This is a genomic window from Mesorhizobium sp. Ca11, from assembly GCF_020165275.1.
In the GTDB taxonomy this organism is placed as follows: domain Bacteria; phylum Pseudomonadota; class Alphaproteobacteria; order Rhizobiales; family Rhizobiaceae; genus Mesorhizobium.
In genome coordinates, this window is sequence record NZ_JAIUHU010000035.1 from 1 (window position 1) to 10,409 (window position 10,409).

General features: G+C 61.3%; 11 protein-coding genes and 2 pseudogenes. 7 read left to right on the plus strand and 6 right to left on the minus strand.

Annotated elements, in window-relative coordinates; translation table 11 throughout:
- Positions 1 to 233: hypothetical protein (locus LB538_RS28950; protein ID WP_224532759.1), on the plus strand; the 233-nt coding region annotated here is incomplete at its 5' end.
- A 34-nt stretch (positions 234 to 267) separates the two neighbouring features.
- Here the strand turns inward: LB538_RS28950 and LB538_RS28955 are convergent.
- A complete protein-coding gene (locus LB538_RS28955; RefSeq protein ID WP_224532761.1) occupies positions 268 to 1,164 on the minus strand; it encodes a GlxA family transcriptional regulator in 897 nt (298 codons plus the stop codon).
- A 188-nt stretch (positions 1,165 to 1,352) separates the two neighbouring features.
- On the opposite strand from LB538_RS28955, the gene LB538_RS28960 reads away from it, so the two are divergent.
- Positions 1,353 to 1,862, plus strand: a complete 510-nt coding sequence (locus LB538_RS28960; RefSeq protein WP_140842608.1) for a GAF domain-containing protein — start codon at positions 1,353 to 1,355, stop codon at positions 1,860 to 1,862.
- Positions 1,863 to 1,881: 19 nt separating this feature from the next.
- Here LB538_RS28960 and LB538_RS28965 read toward each other — a convergent pair.
- Positions 1,882 to 2,942 (minus strand): annotated as a pseudogene (locus tag LB538_RS28965) (YeiH family protein).
- Positions 2,943 to 3,300: 358 nt separating this feature from the next.
- Between LB538_RS28965 and LB538_RS28970 the strand changes: the two are divergent.
- The 3 genes from LB538_RS28970 to LB538_RS28980 all read left to right on the plus strand — a co-directional run bounded on the left by LB538_RS28970 (position 3,301) and on the right by LB538_RS28980 (position 5,831).
- Positions 3,301 to 3,762 carry a GNAT family N-acetyltransferase gene (locus LB538_RS28970; RefSeq protein ID WP_140842612.1) on the plus strand — a complete coding sequence of 154 codons (462 nt, stop codon included), beginning with the start codon at positions 3,301 to 3,303 and terminating at the stop codon, positions 3,760 to 3,762.
- 127 nt (positions 3,763 to 3,889) lie between these two features.
- Complete coding sequence (locus LB538_RS28975) at positions 3,890 to 4,273, plus strand: ACT domain-containing protein (protein ID WP_224532758.1); 384 nt, start codon at positions 3,890 to 3,892, stop codon at positions 4,271 to 4,273.
- Between the two features lie 124 nt (positions 4,274 to 4,397).
- Positions 4,398 to 5,831 carry an aldehyde dehydrogenase family protein gene (locus tag LB538_RS28980; RefSeq protein WP_224532756.1) on the plus strand — a complete coding sequence of 478 codons (1,434 nt, stop codon included), beginning with the start codon at positions 4,398 to 4,400 and terminating at the stop codon, positions 5,829 to 5,831.
- Between the two features lie 968 nt (positions 5,832 to 6,799).
- Here LB538_RS28980 and LB538_RS28985 read toward each other — a convergent pair.
- Positions 6,800 to 6,979 carry a hypothetical protein gene (locus tag LB538_RS28985; protein WP_224532755.1) on the minus strand — a complete coding sequence of 60 codons (180 nt, stop codon included), beginning with the start codon at positions 6,977 to 6,979 and terminating at the stop codon, positions 6,800 to 6,802.
- 308 nt (positions 6,980 to 7,287) lie between these two features.
- Between LB538_RS28985 and LB538_RS28990 the strand changes: the two genes are divergently transcribed.
- Positions 7,288 to 7,461, plus strand: coding sequence for a hypothetical protein (locus LB538_RS28990; protein WP_224532754.1), 174 nt, complete (start codon positions 7,288 to 7,290; stop codon positions 7,459 to 7,461).
- 131 nt (positions 7,462 to 7,592) lie between these two features.
- On the opposite strand, the gene LB538_RS28995 is transcribed toward LB538_RS28990, so the two are convergent.
- On the minus strand, positions 7,593 to 7,826 hold the full coding sequence (locus LB538_RS28995; protein WP_140633997.1) for a hypothetical protein: 234 nt from the start codon (positions 7,824 to 7,826) through the stop codon (positions 7,593 to 7,595).
- Positions 7,827 to 8,223: 397 nt separating this feature from the next.
- Positions 8,224 to 8,667 (minus strand): hypothetical protein, encoded by a 444-nt coding sequence (locus LB538_RS29000; protein ID WP_224532753.1) that lies wholly within the window; start codon positions 8,665 to 8,667, stop codon positions 8,224 to 8,226.
- Between the two features lie 326 nt (positions 8,668 to 8,993).
- Here LB538_RS29000 and LB538_RS29005 point away from each other — a divergent pair, with 326 nt between their 5' ends.
- Complete coding sequence (locus tag LB538_RS29005; protein WP_224532752.1) at positions 8,994 to 9,638, plus strand: hypothetical protein; 645 nt, start codon at positions 8,994 to 8,996, stop codon at positions 9,636 to 9,638.
- Positions 9,639 to 9,742: 104 nt separating this feature from the next.
- Here LB538_RS29005 and LB538_RS29010 read toward each other — a convergent pair.
- Positions 9,743 to 10,409: pseudogene (locus LB538_RS29010) on the minus strand (hypothetical protein); the annotation flags it as partial.

Genomic DNA, 10,409 nt, shown 5'->3' on the forward strand with positions numbered 1-10,409 from the left:
AAGCTCGCTATCATCGCCGTCGCAAGGAAGCTCCTGGTCGTCCTCAACGCTATCATTCGCGACAAAACCGCATTCGCATGAACACAGTTGCCATGCCGTTACGTCGGCCAGACAATGCAGCGGTGCAGAAAATCCTTGCTGCGGCCGGGTGCCAATTCTGCATCGCCGAGACGCTTTCAGGTCACGGCATGGATCCTAGGGTCTTCGCTCCGCTGCGCGTCGCTTCGCCCTAGGATGACGAAGGAGCGTGGAGCCGCACCACTCCACCTAATGCCGCCGCATCGCCTTAGGCGCGTGCCCGTGCTCCTCGCGAAACGCCCTTGCAAAGCTCGACATCGACGCAAAGCCGCACGCCAGCGCCACATCGCGCACCATCAGCGTCGAATGCGCCAGCAGGTCGGCTGCACGCTTCAGCCGCAGCCGCCGGTAATATCCATTGGGCGAGATATCCAGCTCGGCGCGGAAACTGCGCTCGAGCTTGTCGGCCGACACGCCGAGCCGTTCCGCCAGCTCCGCCATGCCGAGCCTTTCCTCGACCGCATCCTCCATGATGGCGATGGCCGACAGCACCAGCTCGTTCTGGACGCCGGTGCGCAGCCTGAGCGGCATCAGCTTGCGGTCGACGCTCGACCGCAATGGCGAGTGCACGAACCATTCGGCAACGCCCGCCGCGATTTCGGCGCCATAGTCGCGCGTGATAATTTCCAGCATCATGTCGAGGCTGCCGACGCCGCCGGCCGAGGTGAAGCGCTTGCGGTCGATGACGAACAGATCGCGCCGAAGCTCGATTTCCGGAAAAGCCTCGCTGAAGGCTGCCTGGCTGGTCCAGTGCAAGGTGCAGGCATGGCCGTCGAGCAGGCCGGCGCGGGCGAGGAAGAAGGCGGCGTCCGCGACGGCGCCAATATGCGCGCCGCCACGCAGGCTTTTGCGGATCCAGCTCATCGCCTCATCGGCCACGACATGGTCGGCATCGCCGCCGGAGCACACTACGATGCGGTCGACCTTCGGCGCGTCGGCGGCCGAGAAACCGGGTTGGATGACGACGCCGTTCGATGCCTCAACCGTACCCGCATCGGCCCCGACGATCACCCATCGATAGCAGTCGCGCTTGGCAAGAATGTTGACGGCGCGCAGCGGCTCGATGACGGACGAAAATGCCATCATCGGAAAACCGGGAAAAACCAGCACCGCGAAGGTGAGGGGCGCTTCGCGCGGTTCCGGCGGCGCACGGTCGCGTTTTCGGCTGGCGAGGCTGTCGCTCACGTTTTTGTATTTCCCACGTGCTGCATTGGTGGCAGAGAAGACCAAACTGTAGCCGGCCCCTCGGCTGGCTTGCAACGGAGCACAACACGATGTTCGCGGCAACGGCAATCGACACAAGCAACAAGCCGGCCTTCTACAAGGAGTTGGCCACGCAATTGAAAGCGCTGCTCGAAGGCGAGGGCGATTCCGTCGCCAACGCCGCCAACACCGCGGCGCTGATCTACCAGATGGTGCCCGACCTCAACTGGGCCGGCTTCTATTTCCTCGCCTCCGATGACGAGCTGGTGCTCGGACCCTTCCAGGGCAAGCCCGCCTGCGTTCGCATCGCCGTCGGCAAGGGCGTCTGCGGCAAGGCCATCGAGCTCGACATGTCGATGCTGGTCAAGGACGTCAACGAATTTCCCGGCCACATCGCCTGCGATGCCGATTCGCGCTCGGAGCTGGTCGTGCTTCTGCGCGATGCCGAAGGCGCGTTCGGCGTGCTCGACCTCGACAGTCCGCTGCCCGGGCGCTTCGACAAGGAAGACCAGACAGGCATCGAGAAGCTCGCCGCGATCTATGTCGCGGCCTGTGAGTTCGAGGACGATGATGAAGGCTGATAGGTGAGGCGACCCTGCCTTACACGAACTTCACCAGCATCAGGCTGAAGCAGCCGATGAAGATGAAGGCTGAGAAGGCCAGCATCAGCGGCCGCAGTCCGCGCGAGCGAAGCCCCGACATATCGGCCTGCAAGCCCATGGCCGCGAGTCCCATGGTGAGCATGATCTGTGCTGCGAGGGCGATCGCCGAATGGATCTGCGCTGGGATCGCGATCAGGCTATTCAGCGCCACCACCGCGACGAAAGCCGCGACGAACCAAGGCAGCGGCGGCCTGGCGCCGGAAGCATCACTGCTGCCGCGGCGTGTCATGACACCGAGCGCGATCACCATCGGCGCCAGCATGGCGACGCGCGTCAGCTTGGCGACGGTCGCCGTCTCGCCGGCCTGCGAACCGTTCTGGAAGCCGGCGCCGATCACCTGCGCCACCTCATGGATCGAGGCTCCCGCCCATAGGCCGAAGGCGTGCTGGTCGAGCCCGAAGACCGGCGCCAGCAGGGGAAAGCCGAGCATGGCGATGGTGCCGAACAGCGTGATCGCGGCAACCGCGTAGGTCACGTCTTCGTCGCGCGCGTCGGTGACAATGTTGGTGGCGACTATTGCCGAAGCTCCGCAGATCGAGGTGCCGGCGGCGATCAGCTGGGCCAGCTTGGCATCGACGCCGATCAGCTTGCCGAGCGCGACGGTGAAAAGGAAGGTGGCGCCAAGCGTGGCCGCGACGATGCCGACGCCGCCAAGGCCGATGCCGACACCTGGCCGAACGTGAGCTGGAAGCCGAGCAGCACGATGGCGAAGCGCAGCAGGCGCTTTTGCGAAAAGGCGATGCCGGCCTTGGCGTGGGCGGGCAGGCCGAGCACGTTGGAATAGATCGTGCCGGACACCACGGCCAGGATCATCGGGCTGAACAAGGCAAAGCCTGAGACATTGTGGGTTGAGAACGCCACAGCGGTGATCATCGCCACCAGCACGATGCCGGGGATAATGCCGTTCCACGCTGAATCGAGCCGCTTGCGGCCCGCGGCCAGATCGGCAGAAATCGGGCTTGTCGGAATATCGTTCGCGATGTGAGTGGCGGAAGACAATGCAATTCTCCAGGCGAGTGTGCCGGAGGAATGTCATTCCCGAACAAATCTTTCCAGCGAATTGTTCTGGTTGGAATGATCGATTTTCACGAACGATTGGTTTTTGAGCTGACGATGGAACACCTCCCGAATTCGACAGGCTGGGCCATCTCAAAATCTTGACGGGCTGAACTTCCTGTCCCAGCGTGGCGCATGTTCGTTTTTGCACCCGCCATCACCAAGCGACGTCGCCTCTATACGATGGGGAGCGGTAAGCCGATTGCGCGACGACAAACACCGGCCGAATAAATTCCGGTTTGTTCGTTTCCCGCCCCGCCGCGACATCCGCCGGCGGGGCTTTCATGTCTGGAGCCTTGCTGTGACCAATTCTTCCATCCGGTTTCGGCCGGCCGAACGTGCTGACTCTGCCACGATCAGGGACATCGTGCGCTCCGCTTATTCCAGATGGGTGCCGTTGATCGGCCGCGAGCCGATGCCGATGCGCGCCGACTATGACAGAGCAGTTGCCGAGCATCCGTTTGAACTCGCCGTCGAGGGCGATCGCATTGTCGGCATGATCGAGACCATGCTGGAGGAGGATCACCTCTGGATCGAGAATGTCTGCGTGGCGCCGGACGCGCAGGGCAGGGGCATTGGCCGGCTGCTGCTCGAACGGGCCGAGCACAAGGCGCGCGTGGCGAGCCGCTTCGAATTGCGCCTGCTGACCAATGGCGCCTTCGCAGCCAATGTGTCGCTTTACAAGAAGCACGGCTATACGATCGACCGCGAAGAACCGTTCATGAACGGCACGACGGTCTATATGAGCAAGAAGCTGGCATGATGCAGAACGGCATCGATGGTCTCTGTAGGATTGCTCCCAAATTGACGGAGAATCTCGGTTTGGAGCAGATTGCTGCCGCTCAGACGTGCATCGAATCCGTGATCGCCGACAAACAGAGGAGGTTCGGATGGCAATCAGGGTCCGGTTGAAGCCACTCTCGGGGCGGTATGCGGTTTCGCGCCTCGCAGCAAAAGAGAGCATTCCCGGCTGGGCCGACGGACCGGGCTTCGTCAGCATCACCAGGACCGAGGACGAGCTTTCGGTTGTCTGCCTGCAGGAGCGGGTGCCGGACGGGGTGCAGCACGACAGGGACTGGGTTGCCCTGAAACTCCAGGGTCCCTTTGCCTTCGACGAAACAGGCATCGTGCTGTCGGTAATAAAGCCATTGTCGGAAAACGAACTCGGCATTTTTCTGGTATCCACCTTCGATGGCGACCATCTGCTCGTCAAAGAGAAGGATGAAGCCGCGGCAAGGGGGCTTCTGGTCGCGGCGGGGCACACTCTTCTGTAGCCGCCTGGCTCAATCGCCCGCCCTTGCGTTTGACATCGCTCTTGCCGCATCGTCATCTCTGACGCGATGCGACGATCCGGCGATCGCCCCCCAATCACATCAGATATCCCGCCCAAGGAGAACCATGTCACACAATCTGCAGTTCTATATCGATGGCGTGTGGGTCGATCCTGTTGTGCCCAACACACTCGACGTCATCGATCCCTCCAACGAGGATGCTTTCGCGCAGATTTCGCTGGGCTCCAAGGCCGATGTCGACAAGGCGGTAGCGGCGGCCAAGCGCGCTTTCGCCACTTTCGGCTTCACTTCGGTCGAGGAGCGGCTCGATATCCTCAACCGCGTCATCGAAATCTACAAGAAGCGCAGCAAGGACCTTGCGCTCGCGGTCTCGCGTGAGATGGGCGCGCCGCGCCAGATGGCGCTGGACAGCCAGGTCGGCGTCGGCCTTGCGCATCTGGAGAAGATGGCCGAGGTGCTGAAGACCTTTCCCTTCCGCCACATCAAGGGCACCTCGCTCATCGTCAAGGAGCCGATCGGCGTCGTCGGCCTGATCACGCCGTGGAACTGGCCCCTCAACCAGATCACCTGCAAGGTCGGTCCCGCGCTTGCCGCCGGCTGCACCATGGTGCTGAAGCCGTCCGAGATCGCGCCGCTCGACGCCATCATCTTCGCCGAGATCATCGACGAGGCCGGCGTGCCGAAAGGCGTCTTCAACCTCGTCAACGGCGACGGCCCGGGCGTCGGCCAGGCGCTGGCCAGCCACCCGGATGTCGACATGATGTCCTTCACCGGCTCAACCCGCGCCGGCATCCTGGTCGCCAAGGCGGCGGCCGACACGGTCAAGCGCGTGCATCAGGAACTCGGCGGCAAGTCGGCCAACATCCTGTTCCCCGATGTCGATCTGGAGCGGGCCGTCACCAAGGGCGTCGCCGGCTGCTTCGGCAACAGCGGCCAGTCCTGCAACGCGCCGACCCGCATGTTCGTGCCGCGCGACCGCCATGACGAGGCCGCCGGCTATGCGAAGAAGGCGGCAGAGAAATTCACCGTCGGCCCGGCCGATGCGCCCACGTCGAAGCTCGGTCCGGTGGTCAGCCAATTGCAGTTCGATAAGATCCAGGACCTGATCCAGAGCGGCATCGACGAAGGCGCCACCCTGGTTGCCGGCGGCCCCGGCCGCCCGGCTGAGCTCAACCGCGGCTATTATGTCCGCCCCACCGTCTTCGCCAACGTGACGCATGACATGCGCATCGCCAGGGAAGAAATCTTTGGGCCGGTGCTGTCGATCATGCCCTACGACACGGTCGAGCAGGCGATCGAGCAAGCCAACGACACTGTCTTCGGCCTTGCCTCCTATATCCAGGCCAAGGACATCGAGAAGGCGCGCCAGGCGGCCGCCCGCATGCGCTCCGGCACCGTCTACATCAACTACCCGGCCTGGGACGCGGGCCTGCCCTTCGGCGGCTACAAGCAGTCCGGCAACGGTCGCGAATATGCCGAATACGGTCTGGAGGATTTTCTCGAGATCAAAGGTATCGCGGGGTATGCGGCGACTGAGTAGGGCACTGTAGCCAGTGATCGTCAGCGCTGAAGTAAAAAAGGCGCGGTTCAACCGCGTTCTTATCTTTGAAAACAAGTCGACCAGGGACGGCCACTATACTCAAAGACTGATCCAACGGAGACATCGCCTGGTCGGGATGAGATGACGCGTATCTATTAGGCTTGGCTGATGCGATTGGGGCTGGCTGACTGGCTGTGTTTCTCGAACAATCGGAGCTTTGCCGGATATCCAAGCCGTATCGGTGTTTGGCAGCCCCCGCATTTGAATGTAGCCACGGACTTGAACCAGGAGCCTTTCCGGATAATCGGATGCCGGCATCTTGGACATTCGAATCTGAGATCTGTCTCATTCAGGTTTTTAGGAATCGACATTTTGCCACACGCTCCTATGCACCCACCGATAGCACGTTAAAGTAGCAATGTTTCAGTCCTGCGACCGCCAGACTGCCGCGTTGTAACGAGAGTGATTCCTGGCAACCGAACTGCGATCAGGGCCAAGCATCGTGCTCGACCGACCGAGCATTTGGCTACAAGGCCACCTTTCTGCGAAATACACCAGAAAGGATATTTGGTAAGGATTAGTTCAACCGGGCCGAGTATGGTGAGAGTGGCGGCTCCAGCTTGGGGGGGTGGATTGGGCCAGAGCCGCCTGCACGGTCATTGTGTGGCAGTAGACCGCGCTGTGTCAGAATAGAACAGCGCGGTCTATAATTAGTTAACGCTAATTAAATGTGGCGGCTACCCTAACGGCCGCCGACTCGCCGTGATTCATTGTGGCCTGCCGGCGTACAAGCTGGGCGTGGTTGCCAGCATGGCTCACCACCCGTCGCAATTTGAAAATGCCGTTCTTTCCGAACTTTTCAAATAATGACCTGGCAACCCGAGGGCATAGGTCTTCCGGTAGGATGATGAAGCGCGAAAAAGCCCCGCCGGCGAGATGCCTGCGGGGCTTTTTCAGCGGATAGTCGATTAACGGCGATCGCTTCCGCGGCCATCATGGTGGCCGCCGTTGTTCGCGCCCAGGCACATGGCGTAGTAATCGTCATGGTTGCTGCACGAATTGAGGGCCGCCTGCTGAGCATAAGCCGAGCCGGCAAAGCCGGCGACAGCAACAATAGCGAAAATTGCATTGCGAACAATCTTGGACATTTCGATTTTTCCTTTGTTTAAATTCCGGCCAAGCCGGTCGATGGCGGTTTTCCTGCAGTTTGGTTTCGGTTTGATGGCGCTTGAACGCAAATTTGTTTCGAAACGGCAACGGCAGTAGCCGAGCCGGCCAGACGCCTCGCAAGCGATGGCGGTTCGTTCGCATACAAATGTTTCAAAGCCTGTCCTTCTCGTTACGAGCCTTGCGCTTGTGTGCAATGCGGCGGAAACGATCGTCGGTCATCTAAGGCGCCATCATGAAGGCGGCGGGATTGCCCCGTTACAGCCATGGCGAATTGAGGATAAACTTTATGTCGATCCTGAAGACATTGAACCGCATGGGCGCGGCGTTGAAATATGCGCAGGATGCCCGCAACCCAACGCGGATACGGAACGGCATGCCGTCCGACAATCAGCTGGATATTTGCTGGCCGGTGATGCCGACAACCAAGCATCTGTCCTCCAACATCTGGGGCGGGATCTGAGATAGCGATCGCTTGGAAGCACGATCGTCGACCTGCGCATGGCAATCGTCACCGCGCGAGCCGCAGGCAACGCGCCGTAGCCGCGCTTCTCGGCACCTCCCGAGCTCGTCGCGAGCGTGTTGACGCGCGATTTATCCGCGCCCCGCCTCGATGATGCCGACCATCGCCCGGGTAAATTCGACCATGCTGTTTGCGGTGATGGCGGCATTGTCGGGGGATTGACCGATGTGCTCGGCCGCTCCGCAACAGGACCGGCGGATGCTATCGTAGTATGGATCTCTCTCATCGTCCGGTAGTGCTGCCAAATTCAGGGCGCGACGGTGGATCATGCGCAGTAGCTGCGCCAATGCTGTTTCGACACTCATGCGTTTTGCTCCGCATCGGTCGAGCGTCTCGGCACACCGAGTGCCGGATCGTCGATCGGGAGATTTCCCGAGTCGAACAGGCTGCACTGTAGCTATTAATATATCGTTGATCACTAATATATGAAGCGCATCGTCGCAATGTTCAGATGCGAAGGGTGCCGATCCGAGGTGCGGATGACATATGGGCACAAACTGGCGATGTTCGAGCGATCCCGGCACTTGACGGTGAAAGGCTCAAAGTAAGCAGTTGAAGGCCGCCTATGCGCCGGGACGCGGGTAGGCGTCGGCACGCACCCCAATCAGCATCGTCGAGGCCGTATGATCGTGGTTCGTTACGGCGAGCGCGCGCGGAAGGAGGAGCGGTCCTGGAAATCTGCGATCGGCCACAGACAGTGCGTCAGGAACCTGCCCGCCGTGCAAAATGCTCATAAGTCACCCGCCAGGGATCGCTCTCGGCAGCTCTTTCCTCGCCGATCCAATGGCAGCTGTCGGCCGTGATCTCGGTGAAGCGCCAACGGGCTTGCAGGCCGCGCGAGTCATGGCCGATCTGGACGATGTCGTTGCCCTCGGCCCGCCCGATCTGGCGTGAGTAATCCTGGTTGAGCGGATCGCTCCAGATGATGTGCCAGCCGTCGATGCCGGGATCGAAGACGCGCAAGGTGGTGCCGTACATGATCGACGGGGCAGGGCGCCTTGGCCTGATCCAGAGGTCCTGGATGGCGCGGCCTTCGAGAACCCAGCCGAAATGGCATTCCCCATCCCATTTCCGGATCGTGCCATCGTCGAGATGGTGAACCGTGTCCATGTCCCAGCTGCCGATCAGCCAGGCGTACAGGTCCATGTCTTTCGCCCAGTCGGTGGAAGGGCCATCGGAGGTGAGGGCGGTGAGAAAAGGGGACATTGTGGTCGTCGTCGCTTTCTCCAAGGCGAGCAGGGAGCTGGAACATCGCCGCGATAACTTGCGGCGTTGTGGTTTCTGGGTCTTGGGAAAAATTGCTGTGTTGCCGCTATCGCGATCGTCCCCCACAGCATCCTTGATGCAGAGGATTCATCCACTAGTTAATTCCGTGGGCACCGTATTCGCGAGTTTTTGCCTTGGGGCAGCGGCGGTTTAGACGTTTTGACCGCATGCCGCGCAAGGACAGCTGGGCACATTTGGAGACTACCGTGCGTCAATCCCTTGGAACCAGCTTGGCTTATTTGGCATTTGCTTGCTCGATCGCGGTAGCTTGCGCTGGGACTGCAGCCGCCGGCCCGCACGGCGGGGGGCATGACGGTGGCGGCCATCAGGGTGACAACGGGGGCCATGGCGGCCATGACAACGGCGGCAACGGCAAAGGCAAGGACAAAGGACCTGCCGGCGATCCCGGCGATCCCGTCGGCGACAGCGGCAGTCCGTCGTCGAACGATGACGGGATCAGCACCACTCCAACGGCCTCAATACCGTCAACTCCAGCTGCCATTGTCGACCTGTCCACAGGCGGCGGACATTCGCTCGACCTCCCGTCCGCCCTGCAGCCTCTCGAAGACAACACTGTTCCATCAGCGGTCCACCCGATCGAAGCGCTGCCCGGTGTCCCGGATAAGGTCGTTCGCGCCTGTCAGGACGCAATCGAGCAGGCCGCCGCCAAGTTTGGTGCGGCCAGCGTGCGCGTCAGCAGCGCAGGTTCCATACGTCGGTTGAGCAAACGCAAGATCTCGGCCCCCATTCAGGTCAGCATCGACTATATGCATCAGGGACGGGTGGAGACGCGTGAGGCGCCGGTCGGGTGCGAATTGAACGCGAAAGGCAGCGTGATCGGTCTGACGTAGCGCAGAGCGGAACTCCTTGCGATCCCCTTTTCCGGGCCTCCGTGTGTTGCGAATGGTGCAGGCTAATGACTGGAGCGTTCACCGTCGTCGCAATCGTTTTGAATTCAATCCGACATCGGGTGTATTGGCCGGAGGGCAAAGGGAAGCGCGATAGTACGCACGCGGATCACCTGCGAGGAGTTGCGAAGCTTGCTGCGCGTAGTCGTCTTCTGGCTGACAGCCTTCATCTGACCGGTGCCGACCGATGCGCGGCCAGAGCGAGGCTGCAGCGGCGGCTCAATTTGCGCGCTGCGGCGCTCAGCTCTGAGTTTGTCATTGTCCGCGCGTTTGGCAGCCAGGTCGCGGGCCAGAGAAACAGTGGCTTCGCGCTGGTTGTCCAGAGCTTCGTTCAGCCTGGTGACCTCTCCTGAAAGTGCTGGGGACGTGCCGCGCTCCAGGCGGGCTTTATTAAGGTCCTCACGGGTCGATGCTGCGGAAGCGCGTTCCCGTGTCAGAGCCTGCGCAGTCTCGGCTGCGGTCTGCTCGGCACGCTGTCTTGCTGACACAGCCCTGACTCGTTCCTGTTCAGCCGCGTCACGCTCGCGGCGGGCTTTATCGAGGTCCTCACGGGTCGATGCTGCGGAAGCGCGTGCTCTTGTCAGAGCCTGCGCCGTCTCGGCTGCGGTCTGCTCGGCACTCTCTTTTGCTTTGACTTCCTTGGCTCGTTCCTGTTCAGCCGCGTCACGCTCGCGGCGGGCTTTATCGAGGTCCTCACGGGTCGATGCTGCGGAA